22 protein-coding genes are annotated in these 25,370 nt (G+C 62.5%); 9 read left to right on the top strand and 13 right to left on the bottom strand.

What is annotated here, in order from left to right; genetic code table 11:
* Positions 1–95 precede the first annotated feature (95 nt).
* On the bottom strand, positions 96–1,067 hold the full coding sequence (locus tag AC0NIL_RS18485; protein ID WP_063168088.1) for an NAD-dependent epimerase/dehydratase family protein: 972 nt from the start codon (positions 1,065–1,067) through the stop codon (positions 96–98).
* A gap of 723 nt (positions 1,068–1,790) precedes the next feature.
* Here AC0NIL_RS18485 and AC0NIL_RS18480 point away from each other — a divergent pair.
* The gene (locus AC0NIL_RS18480) at positions 1,791–2,564 is read left to right on the top strand and encodes an NAD kinase (RefSeq protein WP_013531374.1); all 774 of its coding nucleotides are present in this window, start codon (positions 1,791–1,793) and stop codon (positions 2,562–2,564) included.
* A 198-nt stretch (positions 2,565–2,762) separates the two neighbouring features.
* Positions 2,763–4,358, top strand: a complete 1,596-nt coding sequence (locus tag AC0NIL_RS18475; RefSeq protein ID WP_063172295.1) for a DEAD/DEAH box helicase — start codon at positions 2,763–2,765, stop codon at positions 4,356–4,358.
* A gap of 71 nt (positions 4,359–4,429) precedes the next feature.
* On the opposite strand, the gene AC0NIL_RS18470 is transcribed toward AC0NIL_RS18475, so the two are convergent.
* The 8 genes from AC0NIL_RS18470 to AC0NIL_RS18435 form a co-directional block, all read right to left on the bottom strand.
* Entirely contained in the window at positions 4,430–5,035 is a 606-nt protein-coding gene (locus AC0NIL_RS18470) for a hypothetical protein (RefSeq protein WP_013531372.1), read from the bottom strand.
* 241 nt (positions 5,036–5,276) lie between these two features.
* Positions 5,277–5,927, bottom strand: a complete 651-nt coding sequence (locus AC0NIL_RS18465; RefSeq protein WP_013531371.1) for a YiaD family glycine zipper/OmpA-like lipoprotein — start codon at positions 5,925–5,927, stop codon at positions 5,277–5,279.
* Between the two features lie 175 nt (positions 5,928–6,102).
* A complete protein-coding gene (locus AC0NIL_RS18460; protein ID WP_024503891.1) occupies positions 6,103–6,471 on the bottom strand; it encodes a GFA family protein in 369 nt (122 codons plus the stop codon).
* A 169-nt stretch (positions 6,472–6,640) separates the two neighbouring features.
* A complete protein-coding gene (locus AC0NIL_RS18455) occupies positions 6,641–7,018 on the bottom strand; it encodes a hypothetical protein (RefSeq protein ID WP_013531369.1) in 378 nt (125 codons plus the stop codon).
* A 288-nt stretch (positions 7,019–7,306) separates the two neighbouring features.
* The gene (locus tag AC0NIL_RS18450) at positions 7,307–7,738 is read right to left on the bottom strand and encodes a GFA family protein (protein WP_063172296.1); all 432 of its coding nucleotides are present in this window, start codon (positions 7,736–7,738) and stop codon (positions 7,307–7,309) included.
* A 65-nt stretch (positions 7,739–7,803) separates the two neighbouring features.
* Positions 7,804–8,935 (bottom strand): peptide chain release factor 2 gene (prfB, locus tag AC0NIL_RS18445; RefSeq protein ID WP_013531367.1). Its coding sequence is split into 2 segments (ribosomal slippage): positions 7,804–8,868 and positions 8,870–8,935, totalling 1,131 coding nucleotides; the frame shifts between segments, so codons are not numbered across the junction.
* 117 nt (positions 8,936–9,052) lie between these two features.
* Positions 9,053–11,509 (bottom strand): penicillin-binding protein 1A, encoded by a 2,457-nt coding sequence (locus AC0NIL_RS18440; protein WP_224675720.1) that lies wholly within the window; start codon positions 11,507–11,509, stop codon positions 9,053–9,055.
* 213 nt (positions 11,510–11,722) lie between these two features.
* Complete coding sequence (locus AC0NIL_RS18435; protein WP_275952943.1) at positions 11,723–12,985, bottom strand: N-acetylmuramoyl-L-alanine amidase; 1,263 nt, start codon at positions 12,983–12,985, stop codon at positions 11,723–11,725.
* Between the two features lie 654 nt (positions 12,986–13,639).
* Here AC0NIL_RS18435 and AC0NIL_RS18430 point away from each other — a divergent pair.
* Positions 13,640–16,576, top strand: a complete 2,937-nt coding sequence (locus AC0NIL_RS18430) for an Rne/Rng family ribonuclease (protein ID WP_024503887.1) — start codon at positions 13,640–13,642, stop codon at positions 16,574–16,576.
* Positions 16,577–16,746: 170 nt separating this feature from the next.
* Here the strand turns inward: AC0NIL_RS18430 and AC0NIL_RS18425 are convergent, their stop codons facing one another.
* Together AC0NIL_RS18425 and AC0NIL_RS18420 are read right to left on the bottom strand one after the other, a co-directional pair.
* Positions 16,747–17,694 carry a glutaminase gene (locus tag AC0NIL_RS18425; protein WP_013531363.1) on the bottom strand — a complete coding sequence of 316 codons (948 nt, stop codon included), beginning with the start codon at positions 17,692–17,694 and terminating at the stop codon, positions 16,747–16,749.
* 4 nt (positions 17,695–17,698) lie between these two features.
* Complete coding sequence (locus AC0NIL_RS18420) at positions 17,699–18,847, bottom strand: pyridoxal phosphate-dependent aminotransferase (protein WP_027160394.1); 1,149 nt, start codon at positions 18,845–18,847, stop codon at positions 17,699–17,701.
* 145 nt (positions 18,848–18,992) lie between these two features.
* Between AC0NIL_RS18420 and AC0NIL_RS18415 the strand changes: the two genes are divergently transcribed.
* The 6 genes from AC0NIL_RS18415 to aat all read left to right on the top strand — a co-directional run bounded on the left by AC0NIL_RS18415 (position 18,993) and on the right by aat (position 24,305).
* On the top strand, positions 18,993–20,387 hold the full coding sequence (locus AC0NIL_RS18415; protein WP_013531361.1) for a M48 family metalloprotease: 1,395 nt from the start codon (positions 18,993–18,995) through the stop codon (positions 20,385–20,387).
* 61 nt (positions 20,388–20,448) lie between these two features.
* Positions 20,449–21,252 carry a DsbA family protein gene (locus tag AC0NIL_RS18410; protein WP_013531360.1) on the top strand — a complete coding sequence of 268 codons (804 nt, stop codon included), beginning with the start codon at positions 20,449–20,451 and terminating at the stop codon, positions 21,250–21,252.
* A gap of 149 nt (positions 21,253–21,401) precedes the next feature.
* A complete protein-coding gene (aroQ, locus tag AC0NIL_RS18405; RefSeq protein ID WP_013531359.1) occupies positions 21,402–21,836 on the top strand; it encodes a type II 3-dehydroquinate dehydratase in 435 nt (144 codons plus the stop codon).
* Positions 21,837–21,862: 26 nt separating this feature from the next.
* On the top strand, positions 21,863–22,321 hold the full coding sequence (gene accB / locus AC0NIL_RS18400; protein ID WP_013531358.1) for an acetyl-CoA carboxylase biotin carboxyl carrier protein: 459 nt from the start codon (positions 21,863–21,865) through the stop codon (positions 22,319–22,321).
* Positions 22,322–22,331: 10 nt separating this feature from the next.
* Positions 22,332–23,675, top strand: a complete 1,344-nt coding sequence (gene accC, locus AC0NIL_RS18395) for an acetyl-CoA carboxylase biotin carboxylase subunit (RefSeq protein ID WP_013531357.1) — start codon at positions 22,332–22,334, stop codon at positions 23,673–23,675.
* 12 nt (positions 23,676–23,687) lie between these two features.
* Complete coding sequence (gene aat, locus AC0NIL_RS18390; RefSeq protein WP_024503883.1) at positions 23,688–24,305, top strand: leucyl/phenylalanyl-tRNA--protein transferase; 618 nt, start codon at positions 23,688–23,690, stop codon at positions 24,303–24,305.
* Positions 24,306–24,314: 9 nt separating this feature from the next.
* Here the strand turns inward: aat and AC0NIL_RS18385 are convergent, their stop codons facing one another.
* Both AC0NIL_RS18385 and AC0NIL_RS18380 read right to left on the bottom strand, forming a co-directional pair.
* Positions 24,315–24,701 carry a hypothetical protein gene (locus AC0NIL_RS18385; RefSeq protein ID WP_024503882.1) on the bottom strand — a complete coding sequence of 129 codons (387 nt, stop codon included), beginning with the start codon at positions 24,699–24,701 and terminating at the stop codon, positions 24,315–24,317.
* Positions 24,702–24,776: 75 nt separating this feature from the next.
* Positions 24,777–25,367: a DUF2155 domain-containing protein gene (locus tag AC0NIL_RS18380; protein ID WP_063172299.1), complete on the bottom strand. Its 591-nt coding sequence runs from the start codon at positions 25,365–25,367 to the stop codon at positions 24,777–24,779.
* Positions 25,368–25,370: the final 3 nt, after the last annotated feature.

The following is a 25,370-nucleotide window of genomic DNA, read 5'->3' as shown; positions in this document are numbered from 1 at the left end:
TGCGGATACGGCCATGGCTCGCCGATCGATGCGCCCGATGCGGTGGTGACCAAGTGGGCAGCCAGGAAAGAGCTTTGGCCGCGACGTCGGGCGCGTCAGGCCGTTGGGGCCGCAACGGTTCCGGCCGCAATTCGCTGACGGAACCAATCGAAGGTGCGCCCGATGCCTTCCTGATAGCCCGTCCTGGCTTCCCAGCCAGGAAGGACATGCCTCGCCGACGTCAGGTCCGGACGCCGATTTGTCGGATCCTGGGGAGCCGGAGGGTGGTGCTCGATGCGGCTGCCGGGGACAAGCGACCTGACGAATTCCGCGATGCGCAGGACGGAAACCTCGTGATCGTTGCCGATGTTCAGAGGGCCGCGATGCGAGATGCCGTCGCGCCAGAAGTAACGTTCCAGCCCCTCGACGATGTCGTCGACATAACCCCAACTGCGCGATTGGGACCCGTCGCCATAGACCGTCAGCACCCCGGTTGTCAGAGCCTGGATGGCAAAGTTCGAAACGGCGCGTCCGTCGTCGATGCGGGTTCGCGGCCCATATGTGTTGAAAATCCTGACGACTCGAATGTCGAGCCCGACAACCCGCTGCTGTTCGAACAGCAATGCCTCGGTGCAGCGTTTGCTTTCATCATAAGAGGCCCTGGGACCGGTGCAGTCCACCGATCCCCTGTAACTCTCGGGTTGGGGTGAAACCAGGGGGTCGCCATAGACTTCCGAGGTCGAGGCGAAGCAGAAACGGCCGCCGGGCTTGAGCAGCGTCAGAAGATTGAGCGCGCCGCCGATGTTGGCCTTGATCGTGCGTACCGGCTCGCGCATGTACCAAAGCGGCGAAGCCGGCGACGCGAGATGAATGATCTCATCGAAGCGTTGAAGGGATGAAAAGCTTTCGGCATCGGCAATCTGCAGATCGAAACGCGGATCGGCGATATGTGCGACGTTGTCTCGCGTCCCGGTCCAAAGATTGTCGACGACGATCAGCTTTTCCAGATCGCTTCGCCGCAACAGACGGTCGACCAGATGTGAGCCGAGGAAGCCGCAGCCACCAGAAATCAACACGCTGCGCGACATGGACCCCCCTGCTCCAGACACCCGGCCAGTTAACGAGCCGCAGGGCTTGTTTCCCAACAACGGCGGATACGAGGCTACCCAAAAACCTTTCCGCCAATCGGTGCACCCATCTACACCGCCAAGCGCCGCGAGTGCAAACAGCAAGCTTTCACGAGTGGAACGTGCGGCAGCCGACCGGCCTCTGTTTTTAAGGAGAGAAACTGCCGCGCGATGTCGCGCACCGAAGCGGCCGCCAATGCCGCCGGTCGTCCGAAAGGATGATCAGGTTACAGCGCTACAGCGCCCTTTGCGGGCATGGCGCTCCGGCTGCGTCACCACAGCGCGACGCCGTGGGCTGCGGTCGGAAGCTCGTCTCTTCGGACTGGCGCACCAGTTCGGCAAAGAGCAGCGCGAAGCTTCCCAGCATCAGAAAGACAATGATCAGGCGTGTTACCGGCAATATGTCGGCCTCGACTGGCTAGCCCCCACGCCACCCATCCACTGCCGGCTAACATGACCGATCCGGCTTTACGAGACTTTAAAGCCGGTCTTAACCATCACATTCGCGTAGCCTTTGACATGATACGCGAACGCATGTCCGCATCCGCCGTCCCGCGGTCGCCTCGCCATCCCGGAATGGCATTGCCATCCGGGATGGCGGCTCCGTTTGCAGACCTACCCCGCCCATGCTACCCCGAAATTGGCGCGGCCCTGCCGCTGCCAACCGGTCGTCATCGGGGAGCCATGAGCAAAGCCGCCAGCCACATCGCCTTCGTCTCGTCCGACACCGCTGACGCCAAGACGGCGCTGGAAAGCCTGTCGGCGCGCTATGGCCAGTCTTCCGTCGAGGAGGCCGAGATCGTCGTTGCCCTTGGGGGTGACGGCTTCCTGCTGCAGACCCTGCGCGACACGATGGGGACCGGCAAGAAGGTCTACGGCATGAACCGTGGCACCATCGGCTTCCTGATGAACGAGTATCGTTCCGGTGGCCTGACCGAGCGTCTCGAAGCCGCCGTCGCCGAAACCATCCGCCCGCTGGAGATGCTGGCCGTGACCTCGGAAGGCGAAACGATTTCGGCACTGGCTATCAACGAGGTGGCGCTGTGGCGTCAATCGTACCAGACGGCCAAGATCCGCATCACCGTCGACGAACAGGTCCGGCTTGAGGAACTGAACTGCGACGGCGTCATGATCGCAACCCCGGCCGGGTCCACCGCCTACAATCTTTCGGCGCACGGGCCGATCCTGCCGCTCGACGCGCCGCTGCTGGCGCTGACCCCGGTCAGCCCGTTTCGCCCGCGCCGCTGGCGCGGCGCGCTGCTCTCCAACAAAGCGACGGTGCGCTTCGATATCCGCGAGCCGGAAAAGCGGCCGGTGAACGCCGCCGCCGACCATACCGAGGTCAAGGCGGTGACCTCGGTGACGGTGCGAGAATCACCCACCGCGACAGCAACGTTGCTGTTCGATCCCAATCATTCCTGGAACGAGCGTATTCTCGCCGAACAGTTCCGCTATTGAGCCGGCGCTGCGACCGACAGGTCGATTAAGCATCCCGATTAAGGTTACAACTTCACAATCGTGCCATTGCTGCCCGTTTCTGTTGACAAATCGAGGGCTTGCTCCTAATTGCAATACCGATCTTGCAGGCGCGTGGCGCTTGCCGCGACGCCATTAGACGCCGTTGCGCTTCCCCGAACCAGCCAAAGACAACAACACTTGTCCTCAGACACCACGACCGCTCAAGAAGCGTTGACCTTCGCAGACCTCGGCCTGTCGCCGAAGGTCCTTTCCGCAGTCACCGACGCCGGCTACACCCAGCCGACGCCGATCCAGGCTGGTGCGATCCCGCACGCCTTGCTCGGCAAGGATATTTTGGGCATCGCCCAGACCGGCACTGGCAAGACGGCTTCCTTCGTGCTGCCGATGCTGACCCGCCTCGAAAACGGCCGGGCCCGCGCCCGTATGCCGCGCACGCTGATCCTGGAGCCGACGCGCGAACTCGCCGCGCAGGTCGAAGAGAATTTCATCCGATATGGCAAGAACCACAAGCTCAACATCGCGCTCCTGATCGGCGGTGTCTCATTCGACGAACAGAACAAGAAGCTGGAGCGCGGCGTCGACGTGCTGATCGCGACGCCCGGCCGCCTGCTCGATCACCGCGAGCGCGGCAAGCTGTTGCTCAATGGCGTCGAGATCCTCGTCATCGACGAAGCCGACCGCATGCTCGACATGGGCTTCATTCCCGACATCGAGCGCATCTGCGAGATGATCCCGTTCACCAGGCAGACGCTGTTCTTCTCGGCGACGATGCCGCCGGAAATCACCAAGCTGACCGAGAAATTCCTGCATGCGCCGGTGCGCGTGGAGGTCTCGAAGGCCGCGTCCGCCGCCACCAACATCACCCAGCGGCTGGTCAAATCAGGCTCCAAGCCGTGGGACAAGCGCGAGACGCTGCGCAACCTGATCAAGGCCGAAGATGCCGAACTGAAGAACGCCATCATCTTCTGCAACCGCAAGATCGAAGTGTCGGAACTGTTCCGCTCGCTGCTGAAGTATGATTTCGACGCCGGTGCGCTGCATGGCGACATGGACCAGCGCGCGCGCATGCAGATGCTGGCCAATTTCCGCGACGGCAAGCTGCGCTACCTCGTCGCTTCCGACGTCGCCGCGCGCGGCTTGGACATCCCCGACGTCAGCCATGTCTTCAACTATGACGTGCCGATCCATGCCGAGGATTATGTCCACCGTATCGGCCGTACCGGCCGCGCCGGACGCTCCGGAAAATCCTTCACCATCGCGACCAAGTCGGACACCAAATACATCGACGCCATCGAGCGGCTGATCGGCAACAAGATCGAATGGCATGACGGCGACTTATCGACGGTGGTTGCCAGCGAAGGCGGCGAGGACGATGCTCCGCGCCGTGGCAAGGGCGCACCGCGCCGCGCCGGTCGCAAGGACGACGACCGCAGCAGGGAAAAGGGCGGCGAGCGCAAACCGCGCGAACGCCACGCCAAGCGCAGCGAAGACACGGCACCGGAAACAGTCCGCGAGGACCAGCCGGTGGCCGAGGTCGCAGCGGCAGCCGCCGACGTCGGCGAACGGCGCTCGCGCAAGGAAGCGATCCGTTCGGAAAACACCGAGCGCAAATCGTCCGATCGCAACGAACAGCGCGCACCGGAACGCGGCGATACCCGGCCGCAGCGAGACAACAGCCGCCCTGCCCGCCAACGTCACCAGGAAGACAACGATTCCACCGTTGGCTTCGGCGATGACATGCCGGCCTTCATGCGGATCGTCGCCAAGGTCTGATCCCGACCGCTTCGAAGGCAAGCCAGCCATCCGGCTTGCCTTCTCGGTAGAGCTCCAGCCTGGTTCGCCCGTTACATCGGCCCAGGCATCATCTTGGTCGGTTTTTCCAGCATCGGAAACTCGGCCTTCGAGCATTTCACGTTCGGGTTCGTCGGACTGAACATGCCGTTCGGATTGTCTCCGAGCCAGGCATGAAGGTCATAGTGGACGAACTCCTTCGGGATGAGAGGGTAGTGCCCCTCCATCGGCCCCATGAAGGTTTGGCCAAACAGCTTCGGAGGCTCCTTTATGTCCGGCGTCAGAGGCACCAGCCATTCCGCGCCCACCAGCCGCAAACCCTTCTTGGTCGGTTCATAGATCAGCACGTTGGGGTGCATCGGGTCGAGCTTCTGGCCGACACTCGGGACATTGACGAAGTGAATACCCATGGCGCCCTTCGGGTAATCCATCGCGCCCGCTATCTTTTCTCCGCTGTAGTAGACGCAGCCGACCGTCGACAGATAGAGGTCGCGGACGGCAGCGGTGTAATCCTCATATTTGGCGAGCGACTTTTTCAAGGCTTCGATGTCGGCCTTGTTGGCGTCCTCGGCCCGAGCCGAAGCAACGTTCAGCCACGCGCCTACCAAACCTGTTAAAACGAGGACGCCACAGCGCCCAAGGCTGGCTGTTCTTGTCATGCATTCCTCCCAGATTTCTGATCTGGCCGTGCAAGACCGAGGCGGAAAAATGCTGATTGCGCGGCCGGTTACACCGCCTCATCCCCGCTGGACTGCCATGATGCTATTCCTTTCCATGGCCGCCGGAAAGCTATATTTTAGCAGTAACTAAATCTATACCGTACCCATCCAGAGCGCCGATGTCAGCTCAAACAAAAACGGCCCCGCATGAGGGCCGTTTCGCATTCGCTTGCCGGACGGATCAGGTGAGCGGCGACAGCTGGATCTCGACGCGGCGGTTCTGCGCCCGACCTTCGGCTGTGGCATTGGATGCGACCGGACGTGTCTTGCCGAAGCCTGTGACGGCGAAGCGCCGCTGATCCACGCCCTGACCGGACAGATAGTTCGCCACCGCCAAAGCACGACGCTGCGACAAATCGAAATTGTGCTGGTCGCCACCGGTCGAATCGGTGTGGCCGAACACGTCGACCGTGGTCTGCTTGAACTTCTTCAGCACCAGCGCGACGGAGTTCAGGACCTGATAGAAGCCGGGCTTCACCGCATCCTGATCCGAGTTGAAGGTGATGTCGGACGGCATGTTGAGGATGATCTGGTCGCCGCTGCGGGTGACGCTGACACCGGTGCCCTCGAGCTGCCGGCGCAGTTCGGCCTCGTTCTGGTCCATCGTGGCGCCGATGGCGCCGCCGGCCAGCGCGCCGATGCCGGCGCCGATCAGTGCGTTGCGGCGGTCGTTGCCACCGGCAAGCAGGCCAAGGCTGGCACCCGCCAGGGCGCCAAGGCCGGCGCCGGCCGCCGTGTTGGAAATCTTCTGGTCGCCTGTATACGGATCGGTGGTGGTGCAGGCGCTCACGAGCACAGCCGTCGCCACGACGACGAGCACAGTCTTTTTCATAGGATGGTCCCTCTCCAAGTCACGCCTTGCGGTGGCGCCAAATCAGCCCTTCCCGCGACTTGTACCATGAATTGCGGCGAAAAGCGGAACGGCAAAAGCGCCGTTCACGGCTTTTCCCGAGAGACCAATACCCGGTGGTGGCGCCGCATCGCCGTGCCGGAATGGTTTGGATAAGCTACCAGAGGTTCTTGCCGTCTATGACAACCACTTCGACCTTGTCGAGATCGAAATCATCGAACAGCCGCGAGTTGACGCTGATCTTGGGATTGTCGAAATCCGGCTCGCCTGTCGACCAGTCCGGCGTTTCGGTAAAGGTGCCGCAGCCGCAGGTGGCGCAAAAACCGTGCTTTACGGTCTTCGACCCCCAACGATAGAAAGAGACGTTCTCCATCGGGCTGGTGAGCTTGAATTGCGAAGGCACGTAATAGGCCCAGAGCGAGCCGCGTTTCGAGCAGAAAGAACAGGTGCATTGCGTCACCGTCTGCGGTGCTTGCGAAACCTCGAACGTCGTCGCCTTGCAATGACAGCTTGCCTTGATGGTCATCAACGAACTCCTCCTGTCGCCGCCACCCTGTGCGGCAAAGGCAGCATAAAGAGGTGCTCCTGACAACTGTCTGTCAGCAAGCATCACCCGGCGCTACCGCGACAGGCGCGTCTCAGCAAGCCCGTCCCGTCACACGCGATCAGGCGGACGTCGGAATGCGTTCCTATCGTCAATAAGAGCGCGGCGGCACGAACAGGCAGATTGTCCTGCCGGCGTCGAGGCCCCCCTGGTGCGCGCACCAATGGAACTCGCCGTCCGGGCTGTCCTTGACACGCTTGTCGGTCATTGGAACGACCTCACCCGTTCCGGCGATGACATAGCCCTCGGGTTTCTCCAGCACTTCGCCCGTATGGGTCGTGCGACAATCATAGTTGGCGCAGCATGCGAACGGATAACTCCAGCCTTGTGGCTTTGCCGCCGTGGGCGTGGCGTCATGCGCGAAGGCAGGTGCCGTCAGCATTGCCATCGCGCCGATCGCGAACAGGGAAAACAAAAGTCGGCCAGCCGGTTGAACGGCATTGGCCGATCTGAGTGTGGCAGCAGACATGGAAACGTTCCTTTCAAACGAGCATCAAGCGTTTCGCTTGCCCGTTCCCGGAACGTATCTTCCCAGTGGCCGGATCGTCGGGTCGCAGATATGCCGCGTCCGGCCATAAATGCTTTTTCTCTCCCAGCCCTTGGATGCTGGGCTGATTCCTTGGTCGGCGCAAGAACATGCATTCCCGACATCGTTCTACAGACGTCAGGCATCCGCTACCGCCGACGAGATGAGGCCAAGGTCAATTCCCGGCAAACGGGCGTCGAATAAACGGGATTGGCCCGCTGTGGTTCCAGCCTATTGCTGGTCGGAGCCGGCAATCACGTGCTCTTGATACTGCGGCAGGTCATCGGTGATGGTGAACCAGCCCGCCTTCGAACCGACGAAGATGTGCTCGGTTGGACGAATGGATGGGTCGTCGACGAGCGTTCCCATGGCGACATGGACGTAGGCGCCGTCGCGCACGAGCGAATAAAGCAAGGAGCCGCACCGGCAGCAATGCGCGTTGTGGCCGCTTTGGTCGCCGAAGATCAGGAGTTTGTCCTCGCCTTCGGTGAGGACAAACTTTTCACGCTCGATACCGGCGAAAGGCTTGAATGCCGAACCGGTGGTGCGCCGGCAGTCCGAACAATGGCAATTCGCGGCATAGAGGAATTCGTCGGCCACCTCGTAGTGAACCGCGCCGCAAAAGCATTTTCCGGTGAGCTTGCTCGGCACTCTCTCCTCCATTGCTGTGGTGCGCAGGGGTATGTTCAGATGAGGCCAGGCCGGCCTCACCTGAATATGGGCATATCCTAGTCCAGGTCCGCCACGGCTTCGCCGGCACCGCCTTCGATGCGCTGCGACAACGAGGCTTCCATGAAATCGTCGAGGTCGCCATCGAGCACGCTCGACGGGCTGGTGCTCTCGACGCCGGTGCGGAGATCCTTCACCAACTGATAGGGCTGCAGCACATAGGAGCGGATCTGGTGGCCCCAGCCGATATCGCTCTTCGATGCTTCGGTGGCGTTTGCAACCGCCTCGCGCTTCTTCAGCTCTTCCTCGTAAAGGCGCGAGCGCAGCATCTCCCAGGCCTTGGCCTTGTTCTTGTGCTGCGAACGTTCGGCCTGGCAGGCGACCGCGATGCCAGTGGCCAGATGCGTGATGCGCACCGCCGAATCGGTGGTGTTGACGTGCTGGCCGCCCGAGCCGGACGAGCGATAAGTATCGATGCGGACGTCGGATTCGGAGACGTCGATCTCGATCGTGTCGTCGATGACCGGATAGACCCAGACGCTGGCGAAGGACGTATGCCGGCGCGCATTGCTGTCATAGGGCGAAATACGCACCAGGCGATGAACGCCCGATTCCGTCTTCATCCAGCCATAGGCGTTGTGGCCTTTGATCATCAACGTGGCGGACTTGATGCCGGCCTCTTCGCCGTCATGCATTTCCAGCACTTCGACTTTGAAACGGCGCCGCTCGGCCCAGCGCGTGTACATGCGCAGCAGCATCGAGGCCCAGTCCTGGCTTTCTGTGCCGCCGGCACCGGCATGAATTTCGAGATAGGTGTCGTTGGAGTCTGCTTCACCCGACAGCAGCGTCTCGACCTGGCGGGCCTTCGCTTCGCCTTGCATCGAGCGGATCGCGGCTTCCGCCTCGGCGATCACGCCCTCATCGCGCTCTTCCTCGCCGAGTTCGATCAGGCCGATATTGTCTTCCAGCGCCTGCGTCAGACCTTTCACCGAGGCGATGCCTTCTTCGAGGCTCTGGCGTTCGCGCATCAGCTTCTGCGCTTCCAGCGGCTCGTTCCAGAGGCTGGCGTCCTCGGCGCGCACATTGAGGTATTCAAGCCGCTTTATGGCTTGATCCCAGTCAAAGATGCCTCCTCAGCAGGGTTATCGCCTGCCTGATCTCGTCGACAATATTCTGCGTTTCCGCGCGCATGGCTGGCTGTTCTGTCCTGTTTGCTGAAATCGGTCGGCGCGATACATAGGCACGCCGCCGCCGGCTGTAAAGCAAAATGGGCCGGCCCAAGGCCAGCCCATCCGCCCCTGAAAATCGTCAGTAGAGGCCGCCGCCGCCGGACTGGATAGCCTGATTGGCCTGCGGCGACAGCGCGCCACCGGTGGCATTTGAGCCGTCGGCGCCCATGCCGATCACCCAATAGCTGTCGGCGGGACCGGTGCCCGGCTTGAAGGCTTCGATGATGGTGCCGGGATCGCCCGATGCGGCACGCATGCCGGTCTTGCGATTGATGGCGACCAGGTTCATGCCTTCCGGCACCTTGAAGTCGACATTGGGCGTGCCGTCCAGCGCCACTCGCATGAAGTCCTTGAAGATCGGGGCTGCGAGGCCGCCACCGGTGGCGCCATGGCCGAGGCCGCGCGGCGTGTCATAGCCCATGTAGAGGCCGACGACGAGGTTGGGCGTGTAACCGATGAACCAGGCGTCCTTTTCGTCGTTGGTGGTTCCGGTCTTGCCGGCGATGTGACGGCCGAGTTCGCCGATGGTGGCGCCGGTGCCGCGCTGCACGACGCCTTCCATCATCGAGGTGATCTGGTAGGCGGTCATCGGGTCGAGCACCTGCTCGGAATTGTCGACCAGCTCCGGCTCCGGCTGGTTCTGCCATTCCTGCGCATTGCAACCCTGGCAGCCACGTTCGTCCTGCTTGAACACCGTCTTGCCGTAGCGGTCCTGGATGCGGTCGATGAGCGACGGTTTGATCGACTTGCCGCCATTGGCCATGATCGAATAGGCCGACACCATGCGCATCACGGTGGTTTCGCCGGAACCCAGCGCCATTGGCAGATAGGGTGCCAGATGGTCGTAGACACCGAAGCGCTCGGCATATTCGACCACCAGCTTCATACCCATGTCATTGGCAAGCCGCACCGTCATCAGGTTGCGCGACTTCTCGATGCCGGAGCGCAGGGTCGCCGGACCGGCGACGGTGCCGTCATAGTTCTTCGGCGTCCAGCTCGTGTTGCCGCTCTGGATCGTGATCGGCCCGTCCATGATGACCGAGGCCGGCGTATAGCCATTGTCGAGCGCTGCCGAATAGACGATCGGCTTGAACGAGGAGCCCGGCTGGCGCATGGCTTGCGTGGCGCGGTTGAATTCGGACTGCGCATAGGAGAAGCCGCCGACCATGGCCAGCACGCGGCCGGTGTGCGGGTCCATGGCGATCAGGCCGCCTTCCACTTCGGGCACCTGGCGCAGGCTGTAGGTGCCCTCGGCACCATCGTTTTTCTGCACGAAGATGACGTCGCCCGGCTTCAGCACCTCCGCCGGCGACCTGGCCTTGACGGTCTTGCCGGCGACCACATGGCGCATGGCAAAACCCATGTCCTCCTTGCTGATGGTGCCTTCGACGCGCTCCTTGACGATCTCGCCCGACGCCTGCCGTGCGGGCTGCAGGCCGATCGACAGGCCGGTCGCCGAACTGTCGAGCACGACGGCGAGCGACCATTCGGGAACATCCTCCAGTCCCTTGACGGCGCCAAGCGGCACGCCCCAGTCGCCCGAGACATCGATCGATGTCACCGGCCCGCGATAGCCGCGCAGCGTGTCGTATTTCATCAACCCGTTCTGCATCGATTTGCGGGCAATGAGCTGGATCTTCGGATCGAGCGTGGTGCGGACGGAGAGGCCGCCTTCGTAGAGCGCATTCTCGCCGTAGCGGGCGATGATCTGGCGGCGCACCTCTTCGGTGAAGTACTCGCCGGCGAACAGATAGGTGCCGCTGCGCCGCGGCGTCACGCCCAGCGGCTCGGCCTTGGCCTTGTTGCCTTCCTCACGCGTGACATAGCCGTTCTCGACCATCTGATCGATGACCCAGTTGCGGCGCTCGATCGCGCGATCGGCATGCTTGAAAGGGTGATAGTTGTTCGGCCCCTTGGGCAGGGAGGCCAGGTAGGCGGCCTCGGCCACGGACAGTTCGTTGACCGACTTGTCGAAATAGGTCAGCGCCGCACCGGCGACGCCATAGGCGCCGAAGCCGAAGAAGATTTCGTTGAGGTAGAGCTCGAGAATGCGATCCTTGGGATAGGCCTGCTCGATGCGGAAGGCGAGGATCATCTCCTTGATCTTGCGCTCGTAGGTCTGGTCCGAGGACAACAGGAAATTCTTCGCCACCTGCTGGGTGATCGTCGAGGCGCCGACCTGGCGCCGGCCCGAGCCGAAATTCTGCAGGTTGACGATGATGGCGCGGCCGAGGCCGGTCACATCGATGCCCGGGTGATTGTAGAAATTCTTGTCTTCCGCCGACAGGAAGGCCGCCTTGACGCGGTCCGGAATGGCCTGGATCGGCAGATACAGGCGCCGTTCGCGCGCATATTCGGCCATCAGCGCGCCGTCGGACGCATGGATGCGGGTGGTCACCGGCGGCTCGTATTTGGCCAGCACCTCGTAGTCGGGCAGATCCTTCGACAAATGGCCGATGTAGATCGCAACGCCCGCCGCGACCAGAAGGGCCAGCGTCGTGCCGATGCCGAAAAAATAGCCAATGAGACGAATCATACCCGCTCCAGTCCTTGGTTCGGGAATTTCCTAAACGAAGCCGCCTTTCACGCAAGCTTTCGAGCCGGTCCCAATCCGTAATCGAAAACCCTTGTCGCCGCCATGTGGACAAAATACGGCAATGCCTGATTTCACGGCTGCTGGCCGGAAATAAAAGCACTGGGTGTTGTCGTCGCGCAACGCCGCCTCTGGTTGCAGGCGTCGCCGGTCATGTCAACCTCCGGTTCCCGATCCGGCCTTGGCCGACGCGAACAGCGCGACGGCATTGGTTATGCTCTGGGCCGCCTTGCCGCGCCAGTCGGCGTTGAGCAACTGCGCCTCGTCCTTGGCGTTCGAGAGATAACCGAGTTCGACCAGCACCGACGGCACATCGGGTGCCTTGAGCACCTTGAAACCCGCGGAGCGCTGCGGATTGTTGATAAGACCGACGCTGGTCGACAACTGGCCAACCAGCGTGTGGGCGAAACTCATCGAGAAGTTGTGTGTTTCGCGGCGGATCAGGTCGATCAGGATGTCGGTGACTTCCTTGTTGTCGTTCTTGATTTCCATGCCGGCGAACTGGTCGGAGAGGTTCTCACGGTCGGCAAGCGCCTGCGCCTCGGGGTCCGAAGCCTTGTCGGAGACGGTATAGACGGTGGCGCCGCGAATGCCCTTGACGCTGATCGTGTCGGCATGGATCGAAATAAGCAGGTCGGCCTCATGCTGACGGGCAATGCGCACGCGGTCGTCCAGACGCAGGAATTCGTCTGTGTCGCGCGTCATGAACACATCATAATTGCCGACCGCCGCGAGTTTGTCGCGCAGCTCCGTGGCGAAGGCCAGCGTGACGTTTTTTTCGATGGTGCCGTTCAGGCCCTCGGCACCGCCGTCGATGCCGCCATGGCCGGGGTCGATGACGACGGTGAACCGATGGCCCGGATTGGAGACCGGCCCGGTGCCGACCCGCCCTCCCTTGTCGGTCGAAACGGTCGATCCGGTGGTCAGCGCCTGATTGGCAAGTGCGGCATCGAACTCGCGTTCGGATGCCGCTGACATATCGATGGCAATGCGGTAGCCGGTTCCGTCCTCGTTCTTGAGCACGTCGAGCTTGTCGACGGCAAAGGGTCCCTTGCCGGTGAGGATCAGACGCGAAACGCCCTCGCCGAGTTCGCCCAGGCGCACGCCCTTGACCAGGCCCCGCGCCTTCAAATCCTTGGCATCCACGGCGAATCTCGTATTCGCGAGATCGATGACAAGACGGTTGGGACCACGCAGCAGGAACCATTTGATATCGGGTTCGCGGTCGAAATCCATGACGATGCGCATCTTGGTGGCATCGCCGGCCATCTTGTAGCCTTTTGCCACGAGCGGAGCGTCGGCGGCACTGGCATTTGCAGACAAGACGGATGAGGCCGCCAGCAGCAGCAAGAGGCAGAAAGCGGCCAGGATCCGGCCGCCGACAGGACATCCCTTGTCTGTGAAGTCCGCCAATCCCATCTCTCTTGCAGTCGCTCCCGGTTTGGCGCCCGGCGCCCGGTCGTTTCGTCGAAATGCCGGTTAGGCCGCGAACTCGATTAACGATTGGTATCCAGAGAAGGTTAACCAAGCCTTTTCATGCAGGGCCGCAAGCCTGGCTTTACGCTACGGAACGGCTTTTTGCCGGCATCGGAAATCGGGGTTGCCTTCCACCCCGCCAAATCATAAAAGCGATGGTGGATCACTGCAATCCTGGAACCGCCCTCCTCCGCAGCTTCTTGCTACAGGGTCAGACGTAAAGGCGGCTCCTTTCGCTTCAGGCGAAAAGGGTTCAGGTGATCGCGACGAATTTCGCAGGCGTGCTCCCGTGGCGGGGGAATCGCCTGCGTGAGGAAAACGGCCGGGTTTGTTCCCGTGCCGGCTCTGTATGAGCAAACAAGCTGGTCCGGTTCGTCCGGGCTTTGGTTCAAAAGGTTCTGTTGGTGACGATGGCTTCAAGCGCAATCATGGAAAGGTCCGCATCAAACCGCGCCATTATGGCTGCGGGCGGCACCGCCATGGCGCTCAAGCGGCGGCCGACGGACGTTCAAATATCCGGCACCCACATTCCAGACACGCAGCAGCAGGCTTTGCCTCGCAAGCTGCGGCTGACGGCTGCCGGGGGGAAACGAAATAATGCCCAACAAAATGCTGATAGACGCCTCCCACCCGGAGGAAACACGCGTTGTCGTCATACGCGGTAACCGTATTGAAGAATTCGACTTTGAATCCCAGGACAAGAAGCAGCTCAAAGGAAACATCTACCTAGCCCGCGTAACGCGCGTAGAGCCCTCCCTTCAGGCAGCCTTTGTCGAATATGGCGGCAACCGTCACGGTTTTCTCGCCTTCAGTGAAATCCACCCCGATTACTACCAGATTCCGGTCGCCGATCGTCAGGCACTGCTGCGCGCGGAAGCGCAGGAGGCTGAGGACGAGGAGAACGAGGACGGCGACGGCGATGATCGCCAGAGCCGCGATCGCGGACGGCGCGGCCGCAGGCGCGGCGGCAAGCCCCGCGACCGGGGCGAGCACAAGCGCGATGCAGCCGATTCCGGCGAGGCGAGCGACGCTGCCGACGAGGCAGAAGAAGGTGCCGACGCTGGTGTCGAGGACATCTCGCACACGTCCGAGATCATCGAACATGCGGCTGATTCGTCCGAACATGCCGATGCGTCCGAGCATGGTGAGGATTCGGCCGAGCAGGACGAAGGCGAAATCCGCGAAGGCGGCCCGACGTCGATCGCCGCCTCGGTCGAGGCCGATGTGATTTCCGAAGCCGTCCCGCTGGCCGAACAAGGCAGCGAAGCGACCTCCGGCGACAATGATCGCGGCATGCTGGAAGAAGTGCAGTCCTCGCATCCGGACGATCACGAAGTCGAATCGGTCGGCGCCGAGGATGCGCTGGAAGAAGTGCGCAACCGCCGCAAGCCGGTGCGCCGCCAGTACAAGATCCAGGAAGTGATCAAGCGCCGGCAGATCCTCCTGGTGCAGGTCGTCAAGGAAGAGCGCGGCAACAAGGGCGCGGCGCTGACCACCTATCTGTCGCTGGCCGGCCGCTATTCGGTGCTGATGCCGAACACGGCGCGTGGCGGCGGCATTTCGCGCAAGATCACCAGCGCGGTCGACCGCAAGCGGCTCAAGGAGGTCGTCGCCGATCTCGAAGTGCCGCAGGGCATGGGCGTCATCCTGCGCACCGCCGGCGAGAGCCGCACCAAGGCAGAGATCAAGCGCGACTACGAATATCTGATGCGGCTTTGGGAAAATGTCCGCAATCTCACCTTGCAGTCCACGGCCCCTGCCCTGGTCTACGAGGAAGGCAGCCTGATCAAGCGCTCGGTCCGCGACCTCTACAACAAGGATATCGACGAGATTCTTGTCTCCGGCGAGGAAGGCTACCGCGAGGCCAAGGACTTCATGCGCATGCTGATGCCGAGCCACGCCAAGGTGGTTCAGCCGTTCCGCGACACGACGCCGATCTTCGTGCGCAACGGCATCGAGGCACAGCTCGACCGCATGCTGCAGCCGCAAGTGACGCTGAAGAGCGGCGGCTACATCATCATCAACCAGACCGAAGCGCTGGTTGCCATCGACGTGAATTCGGGCCGCTCCACCAAGGAGCACTCGATCGAGGACACCGCGCTCCACACCAATCTGGAAGCGGCCGAGGAAGTCGCGCGTCAGCTAAGGCTGCGCGATCTTGCCGGCCTGATCGTCATCGACTTCATCGACATGGAGGAGAACCGCAACAACCGCTCCGTCGAGAAGCGGCTGAAGGATCACCTCAAGAACGATCGTGCGCGCATCCAGGTCGGCCGTATCTCGCATTTCGGCCTCATGGAGATGTCACGCCAGCGCATCCGCGCCAGCGTGCTGGAATCGACCATGAAGCCTTGCCCGCATTGCGGCGGCACCGGCCATGTGCGCTCCGATTCGTCGGTCGCGCTGATGGTGGTGCGGGCGATCGAGGAATTCCTGCTCAAGGATTCGCGCAGCCACATCACGGTGCGGACGCCGGCGGCGACAGCACTCTACGTGCTCAACCACAAGCGCGGCACGCTGGTGGAACTCGAAAGCCGCTTCGGGCTGACGATCACCGTCGAGGCCGACGATTCGGTGGGTTCGCAGCACTATGCGATCTTCCGCGGCGCGTTGGCTGAAAAGCCGGAAGGCTTTGTCGAGGCGCGCAGCTTCCCGGCCTATGTCGAGCCGGACGAGCCCGAGGATGAGATTGCCGTCATCGAGGAAGACGACGAGGCGCCGATCCAGGCAGAACAGCCACGCCAGCAGCCGCAGCAACAGCAGCCGCGGCCCGCTGCCGGTGGTGAGGAAGGCGAAGGCCGCGACCGCAAGCGCCGCAAGCGTCGGCGTCGGCGTGGCGGCAAGGATCGCGATCGCGAACATGGCGCCCCTGCGGACGGTGCTTCCGTCTCGGCTCCGGCCGGCGAGTTTTCGGACTCGGACTCGGCCGCCGGAGATGGCGACGCGGAAGCGGACGACAATGCCCCTGTTGGTGTTTCCGAAACTCCTGCCACAGCTGAAGCTTCGGACGAAGGCCAGGGCAAGAAGCGCCGGCGCGGCAAGCGCGGCGGCAAGCGCAACCGCCGCGAAGACGGTGAAGGCGAGGCTGAGGCAAGTGCTGGCGAAGCAGCCGACGCGTCCGAAGGCGAAGTCTCGGCAACCGAGGTGATCGCTAGCGAGCCGGTGGTTACCGCAGCGGCCGAAGAGCCGGTGGTGCTTGCTCCGGCCAATGACGACGCGCCGAGCACGGAGAAGCCGAAGAAGCCACGCCGTGCCGCCAAGCCGAAGAAGGCCGCAGCCGAAATCGTCGCCGAAGAGCCGGCTGCCGAGGCGGAAGCACCGGTCGAGACGCCGGCCACGGCGTCCGACGAAGCAGCGGCTGTCGAGAAGGCACCGAAGGCCCGCCCGTCGCGGCGCAAGCCGGCGGCGGTGAATGCGCCGGTCGAGCCGGTGGTGTCTTCGACCGTAGCGGAAGAACCCGCGGCCAAGGCCGAGGACAAGACCGACGACAAGCCGAAACGCGGCGGATGGTGGCAGCGGAAGGGCTTTTTCTAAGCCTTTCAGCCACCTGAGCTAGTTTGTTGACAAAAATCCCGCGCCGTCTCGAAGACGGTGCGGGATTTTCTTATCTGGCGCTATTCCGGATCGCGAAAGGCTAAAACGCTTCTTTGATTTTTATGCATGTCGTTGTCCCAAAACCGCTGCGCACTTTTGGGCGACATGCATCACGGCGCGAAGATCGACCAGTTCATCATCCTGGCCAGCTTTTCCAGCGCGATCGACCCCAGCTTGGAGTTGCCGTTGGCATTGAGGCCGGGCGACCAGACGGCAAGCGACGCCACGCCCGGCACGATGCCCAATATGCCGCCGCCGACGCCGCTCTTGCCGGGGATGCCGACGCGGAAGGCGAAATCGCCGGAGCCATCATAGTGACCGCAGGTCAGCATCATCGCGCCGATGCGGCGTGCCCGTTCGGCCGACACCACGGAATGCCCGGTCGCCGGGTTCTTGCCGCCATTGGCGAGGAAGCGGCCGGCGAGCGCCAGTTGCCGGCAACTCATTGCGATGGCGCAATGGTGGAAGTAGACGCCCAGCGCCAGCTCCGGCGCGTGGTGGAGATTGCCGAAGGATTTCATGTAGTTGGCAAGCGCGAAGTTGCGATAGCCGGTGGCCCGTTCGGACGCCGCGACCTCACGATCGATGATGATCGTTTCGTCGTCGGCGAGGAACTGGATGAAGCGCAGGATTTCGCCGATCGCCTCGCGCGGCTGGTGGCCGGCAAGCAGGATGTCGGAAATGACAATGGCGCCGGCATTGATGAACGGGTTGCGCGGAATGCCGTTCTCATGCTCGAGCTGCACGATCGAGTTGAATGGATTGCCTGACGGTTCGCGGCCTACCCGCTGCCAAAGCGCGTCACCGACATTGCCGAGCGCCAGTGTCAGCGTGAACACTTTCGAGATGCTCTGGATGGAAAATGCCTGGTCGGCATCGCCGGCCATCAGCACGCGGCCGTCATTGGTGACCGCCGCGATGCCGAACTTCTTCGGATCGACCTTGCCCAGCTGCGGAATGTAGGAAGCGACGTCGCCGCGATCGGTGCGCTCGGCCATTTCGGCGGCGACTTCGGCCAATGCCCGATCAAGTTTGGGGGCCTGTTCAAGTTCCGGCATGGTGCTACCTCAACCAGCGTTCGATGCGCACCATTGCCTCGACCATGTCGTCGTGGCTGCCGGCATAGGAGAAACGCATGGTCCGGTGCCCAGCCTGAGTGTCGAAGTCGCGGCCGGGCGTTGCTGCAACATGCGCCTCGGCCAGCATCTTTCGCGCAAAGGCCATGCTGTCATTGGTATGCCTGGTGACGTCACAGAACGCATAAAAGGCGCCGTCCATGGGCGCCGCCAGCGGAAAGCCGAGTTCCGGCAGGCGTTTCATCAAGAGCTCGCGATTCCAGGCGTAGCGGCCTTTTACCGCCTCCAGTTCCTCGGTCGCCCTGAACGCTTCGATCGCGGCAATCTGCGATAGCTCCGGCGGCGAGATGTAGAGGCTCTGGGCGACGCGCTCGACCGGCCGCACCAGTTCCTGCGGCAGCACCATCCAGCCGATTCGCCAGCCGGTCATGCAGTAATATTTGGAGAAGGAATTGATCACCGTCACATCGCCGCCATAGGCAAGTGCCGTGGTGTCGGGGGCGGCATAGGCCAGCCGGTGATAGATTTCGTCGGAGATGACGGCGATGCCGAGGTCCTGTGCCGTCCTTACCAGGGCCGCCAGTTCATCGGCTGGTATGACCGCGCCGGTTGGATTGGCGGGACTGGCGAAGAGAACGCCTTTCAGCGGCTTTTCACGATGCGCGGCTTCCAAATGGCCGGCATGCAGGTAGGCGGCGTCGCCGAGCTCGATCTCGACCACCTCGATGCCGAGTGCGGCCATGATGTTGCGGTAGGCAGGGTAACCGGGTGCCGCGATGGCGACGCGGTCACCCCGATCGAACATCGCCAGGAAGGCAAGGTTGAAGGCGGCCGACGATCCCGTGGTCACCGCGATCCGGCCGGGCTCGATCTCAAGCCCGTAGTGATCGGCGTAGTGTCCGGCTATCGCCTTGCGCAAACCTGCCAGTCCGAGCGCGTCGGTGTAGCCGATGCGCCCATCCTGCAGCGCCTTGGCTGCTGCGGCGCGAACCAGAACCGGTGCGGGATCGGAGGGTTGGCCGACGGCCATCGAAACAACCGGCACGCCCTGGGACTTCAGCCGGTTTGCCTCTGCCAGAATGTCCATCGCATGGAAGGGCTCGACATTGCCACGGCGTGAGAGCGAAACGACCATTTAACCAGTATTCCCGATGACTGACGGCGCCAGGCACTGGCGCATGTGCCGCACAAATGCCCGATTGATGTGAGGATCACAAGTTGAGGAAGTTTCCGGCGCCGACTTTTCATCTTTCGCCCGCTCGTCTACCAGTGGACACATCATGTTGAGCCGACCCAGATCGACGATTGCCCAGGCAGCGCGCGTCTTCGCGACGCTTTCGCTTGGCGTTGCCGTTGCAATGTCGAGCTCGGTCAGCGCCTTCGCCCAGAACGTGCCGGTGGTGCGCGACGCCGAGATCGAGGCGCTGGTGCGCGATTACGCGCGGCCGATCTTCAGGGCGGCCGGCCTGGCGAATGACGGCATCGACATCGTCCTGGTCAACGACCAGAGTTTCAACGCCTTCGTCACCGGGCGTCGGCTGTTTATCAACACCGGCGCGCTGATGACGGCTGAAACGCCCAACGAGATCATCGGCGTCATCGCGCACGAAGCCGGTCATATTGCCGGCGGCCACCAGCAGAAGCTGCGCGACCAGCTCGAACGAGCCAAGACGATGGCCGTCATCGCGACATTGCTTGGCGCCGGCGCCATTGTCGCCGGTGCCACAACCAGCAGCCGCGGTCTCGCCGGCGCCGGCATGGGCGTGGCTGCCGGCGGCGGCGAAATGGCACAGCGCAGCATCCTCGCCTATCAGCGCACCGAGGAGATGACGGCCGACCGCTCGGCGATCACCTATCTCAACGCCACCGGCCAGTCCGGCATGGGCATGCTGAAGACATTCCGCCGCTTCCAGACCGCACTTTCGCTTTCGGGCGCCCAGGTCGATCCGTATCGGATCAGCCATCCGATGCCGCAGGACCGCATCGCCAATCTCGAAGTGCTGGTGAAACAGGACCCCAATGTCGACAGGCCGGACCCGCCCGCGCTGCAGCAGCGCCATGACATGATGCGGGTGAAGATCGCCGTTTACATGGAAGGCCAGGCGGCCGCGTCCCGGCTGATGCGAAAGATGCAAGGAACCCTCGCCGCCCAGTACGGCGACGCCCAGTCGACCTACCTGTTCGGCAACATCGCCGCCGCCCTCGCCAAGACCAATGCACTGATCAAGGCGCAACCGAAGAATGCCTACTTCCAGGAACTGCGCGGCGACATCCTGATGAAAGCCAACAAACCCAAGGAAGCCGCGGACGCCTATGCCAAGGCGGTCAGCCTCGATTCGGCTCGGTCCGGTCTGCTGCCGGTGTCCGTGGGCCAGGCGCTGATGGCCGTCGGCACGCCCGACTCCCTCAAAAAAGCCGTCGTGCAGATCAATAATGGCCTCGGTCGCGACAAGGAAAATTCAGCCGGATATCGCTATCTGGCGCAGGCCTATGGCGAGTTGGGCGACATACCTGGCGCTGAACTTGCCACCGCCGAAAGCCATTTCTATTCCGGCAACTACAAGGATGCGAAGATTTTCGCCATGCGGGCGCAGCAGCAGATGAAACGCGGCGAGCCGCGCTGGCTTCGCGCCCAGGATATCATAAACTACAAGCCGTCAACCAAGATCAAGTGAACCTTCCGGCCCCGCGCCACGACATAGCCAGACCGGAAAACAGGCAGAAGGAACAGGAACGATGAAAAAGGCACTGCTGCTGGGCACCACGGGGGTTGCGGTCGCTCTGGCCATGCTGGCTTTCGGATTCGTTGCCGGAAACCCGCAGATCGCCAAGGCCGGGACCGCACAGCCGGTCGAGACGGCGGCGGCCGATACCAAGATCGACCGCACCGAGGTCGAAGGCATCATCCGCGACTATTTGTTGAAAAACCCGGAAGTTCTTCTGGAGGTCCAGGACGCGCTTGAGGCCAAGCAGAAGGAAGAGCAGCGCATCGCTCATCTCGGCGTGATCAAGGATGCCAAGGACCAGATTTTCAACTCCGCCTTCGACGGCGTCGTCGGCAATCCGACCGGCAAGGTCACCATCGTCGAGTTCTACGACTATAATTGCGGCTTCTGCAAACGTGCCATCGACGACATGAAGGCGCTGACCAAGACCGATCCGGACCTGCGTTTCGTGCTCAAGGAATTCCCCATCCTCGGACCGGATTCGCAGAAGGCGAGCGTGGTCTCGATGGCCTTCCACCTGATGCACCCGGAAAAGTACGGCGAGTTCCACAATGCGTTGCTCGGCGGTCAGGGACGCGCCACCGAGGCGGCGGCCATGAAGGTCGCGCTGTCGCTCGGCGCCGACGAAGCGGCGCTGCGCGAGAAGATGAAGGACCCGACAATCAACGAGGCCCTCGCCAAGACCTACGATCTTGCCAACAAGCTGGCGATCACCGGAACGCCGTCCTATGTCGTCGGCAACGAGGTGGTGTTCGGGGCGCTCGGGCAGGAAGTGCTGGCTGAAAAGATCGAGGCGGCGAAAGCCGCGCTCTGATCTTGCTCGCCAGCTATCTCTCACTGGCACATTTCCGCCTGTTGTGGACAGTGAAAGAACGCACTTGCGCTCTTTCCGCGGGCGGCTATGCCCATTATAGAGGGCCCAGCGCGCCGGCTTGATGACGGCGCCGGGAAAGGTCGGCTTTTTTGAAAACGGTTTTCGTCCTGAACGGTCCCAATCTCAACGCGCTCGGCAAGCGCGAGCCGGGCATCTATGGCGGCAAGACGCTTGCCGCGATCGCCGACGACTGCAAGCAGGCAGGCACGGCGCTGGGGTTCGAGATCGATTTCCGCCAGTCGAACCATGAGGGCGACCTTGTCGACTGGATTCAGGAAGCCGGCGACAAGGCTGTCGGCATCGTCATCAATCCGGGCGCCTACAGCCACACCTCGATTGCCATCCACGACGCCATCCGCGCCGTCGCACCATTGCCGGTGGCCGAAGTTCATCTTTCCAACATCCATGCGCGGGAACCATTCCGCCACGTCTCCATGGTCGCGCCGGTCGCCGTCGGCATGATCTGTGGCTTTGGGCCGCTCGGCTATACGCTGGCGCTACAGGCGCTGGCCGCACGCCTATGACCGGCCAACAAACAGAAGGCTCGAAAATGTCGATAAAGAAGACCGGTGTTGACCAGCAACTGATCCGCGATCTGGCGGGCATACTGAACGACACCAACCTCACCGAGATCGAGGTTGAACTGGGCGACCTGAAGGTGCGCGTCTCGCGGCAGGCGCCGGCCGTTCATGCAATCGCGGCGCCGCAACCGGCCTATGCGCCGGCAGCAGCGCAGGCTGCCGCCGTTGCCGTGCCTGTGGTGGCGGACCTTTCCAAGAATGCGGTCACCTCACCGATGGTCGGCACGGCCTATTTGGCGCCGTCGCCGGACGCCAAGGCATTCATCGAAGTCGGCCAGAAGGTCAAGGAAGGCCAGACGCTGCTGATCATCGAAGCAATGAAGACGATGAACCAGATCCCCTCGCCACGCGCCGGCACGGTGACCGCGATCCTTTTCGAGGATTCGCAGCCGGTCGAATATGGCATGCCGCTCGTCGTGATCGAGTAGAGCGGGCCTGATGTTTCAGAAGATCCTCATCGCCAATCGCGGCGAAATCGCCCTCCGGGTGCTGCGCGCCTGCAAGGAACTCGGCATCCAGACGGTGGTGGTGCATTCGACCGCCGATGCCGACGCCATGCATGTGCGGCTCGCGGACGAGAGCGTCTGCATCGGTCCGCCGCCATCGCGCGACAGCTATCTCAACATCCATCAGATCGTTGCGGCCTGCGAAATCACCGGCGCCGACGCCGTGCATCCGGGCTACGGCTTCCTGTCGGAGAACGCCAAGTTCGCCGACATACTGGCCGCGCACAACATCACCTTCATCGGTCCGTCCGGCGACCATATCCGCATCATGGGCGACAAGATCGAGGCCAAGCGAACCGCCAAGCGCCTCGGCATTCCGGTTGTGCCCGGTTCGGACGGCGCCGTCACCGACCAAAAGGAAGCCAGGCGCATTGCCGCCGAGATCGGCTATCCCGTGATCATCAAGGCATCGGCCGGTGGTGGCGGGCGCGGTATGAAGGTGGCGCTTACAGAGGCCGACCTTGAGGTCGCCTTGCAAACGGCGAGCACGGAAGCCGGTGCGGCCTTCGGCGACGATGCGGTCTACATCGAGAAATACCTGGAAAAGCCGCGCCATATCGAGGTGCAGGTGTTCGGCGACGGCTTTGGCCGCGGCGTGCATTTCGGCGAGCGCGACTGTTCCTTGCAGCGCCGCCACCAGAAAGTCTGGGAAGAGGCGCCCTCGCCGGCCCTCAATGCCGAAGAGCGCGCCCGTATCGGCGGCATCTGCGCCAAGGCGATCGCCGACCTCGGCTATTCCGGCGCCGGCACGATCGAGTTCCTCTACGAAAATGGCGAGTTCTATTTCATCGAGATGAACACGCGCCTGCAGGTCGAGCATCCGGTGACGGAAGCGATCACCGGCATCGATCTCGTGCATGAGCAGATCCGCGTCGCTTCCGGCGGCGGCCTCTCGGTGAAGCAGGAGGACATCAAGTTCAACGGCCACGCCATCGAATGCCGCATCAACGCCGAGGACCCACGCACCTTCACCCCCTCGCCCGGTACGATCACCCATTTCCACACACCGGGTGGTCTGGGCATCCGCGTCGATTCCGGCGTCTATTCCGGCTACAAGATCCCGCCCTATTACGACAGCCTGATCGGCAAGCTGATTGTACATGGGCGTAACCGCGTCGAGTGCATGATGCGCCTGCGCCGCGCCCTGGACGAGTTCGTCGTCGACGGTATCAAGACGACGCTGCCGCTGTTTCGCGATCTCGTCGGCAATGCCGACATCGCCAATGGCGATTATGACATCCACTGGCTGGAAAAATACCTGGCCAAGGAAGAGTAGCGCGGAGACGCGATGACCCGCCCCTACGCGCCCGGCTATCGCATCCCCACCGACCTGCTGCTCAAGGCCTACGCCTCGGGCGTTTTCCCAATGGCAGAAAGTGCCGGCGACCCGGAGGTGTTCTGGGTGCGGCCGGAGACACGCGGCATCATCCCGCTTGACGGCTTTCACACGCCGAAAAGTCTCTGGAAAACGATCAAGAAACATCCCTTCGACATCCGTTTCGATTTCGATTTCGAGGCGACCATCGACGGCTGCGCCGAAAAGCGCGCGGAGCGGCGCTCGACCTGGATCAATGCGCCGATCCGCGAAGCCTATATCGAGTTGCATCGGATAGGCCATTGTCATTCGGTCGAAGCGTGGCGTGAGGACCGGCTGGTCGGCGGCCTCTATGGCGTGTCGCTCGGCCGGGTGTTTTTTGGCGAGAGCATGTTCGCCAGGGAGACGGACGCTTCCAAGACCTGCCTCTTCTACCTCGTCGAGCGCTTGAAGGCGCGGGGCTTTGCTCTGCTTGATACGCAGTTCACCACCGAGCACCTCAAGCGGTTCGGTGCGGTCGACGTGCCGCGCGGCAAGTATGAGAAGATGCTCGCCGATGCGTTGAAGGGCGAGGCAATATTCTATCCCTGAGGATTGAGCCTACTTCCCGGTAGCGGCTTCCAATGGAGTCTGCGAATGGAACATCATCTTCCAGCCGTTGGCGCGATGGACGTAGCCGGTGCTGACCAGCGCGGCATAAGCCTCGCCATTCTCCCGTGTCGCACGCGCCTCGTAAGTCAGCATGATGATGTCGCTGCCCGGCTCGATAATGCCCTTGAGATCCATCTGCAGGTTGCGCCAGCGGTTGGGCTTGGCCGCGGTCTTGGCCAGATCCGCATTGTCCATCGCCTGTGCCATCTGCGGAAATGCCACCAGGCATTCGGTGTCGGCGTTGGCCGCGTAGTAGGCGGAGTCGCCCGTCCAGAACCCCTTTTCGAGTTCCAGCAATTCGGCCTTGCTAGCCGTGATCCGTTTGCTGTCTGACATCGGAAGATCCTCCTTGCGCATGAATGTGCGCTCGTCCGTGGCCCAACGCATTGTGGCCAGGACGGTTCCGGGGGATCAGTTGGTGTCGGTAGTATCGGGTTCCGAAGCGTCCGGCTCCGTCACATCAGGCGTTGTGACGTCCGGAGTGGTCGCGGCTTCCGGTTTGGCTGCGGCGGGCTTGGGAGCCTCCGCTTTGGTTGCGTCAGCCTTGGCTCCGTCGGGCGCCGGCACATCCGACTTCTGCTTGCAGGCCTTCAGCCAGACGTCGTAGACGGCATGCTCGACGGCGTTGAGGCCGGGGCTTTCGGCAAACATCCAGCCGGTGAAGATGCGGCGGATCTTGCGGTCGAGCGTGATCTCGTCGACCTCGACGAAGGAATCGGTCTTCGGCGCCTCCGCCTGCGGCCGCGAATAGCAGACGCGCGGCGTCACCTGCAAAGCGCCGAACTGCACCGTCTCGTCGATATAGACATCGAAGGTGATGATCCGGCCGGTGATCTTGTCGATACCGGCAAACTCGGCAACGGCATTGGTAACCCGGTCCGCTCCCGCGGGCGGCACCGGCGCGGGTGCCGCGGGCTCAGGCGAAGCGGCGAAGGCCACGGTGCTGACGGCAAGACCGGCGGCTAGCGCCAGACTGGCCGATATTGAGTAAGAAAAGCTCATGCA

Source organism: Mesorhizobium sp. WSM1343, assembly GCF_055901535.1.
This window is presented reverse-complemented; position numbering and strand designations above follow the sequence as displayed.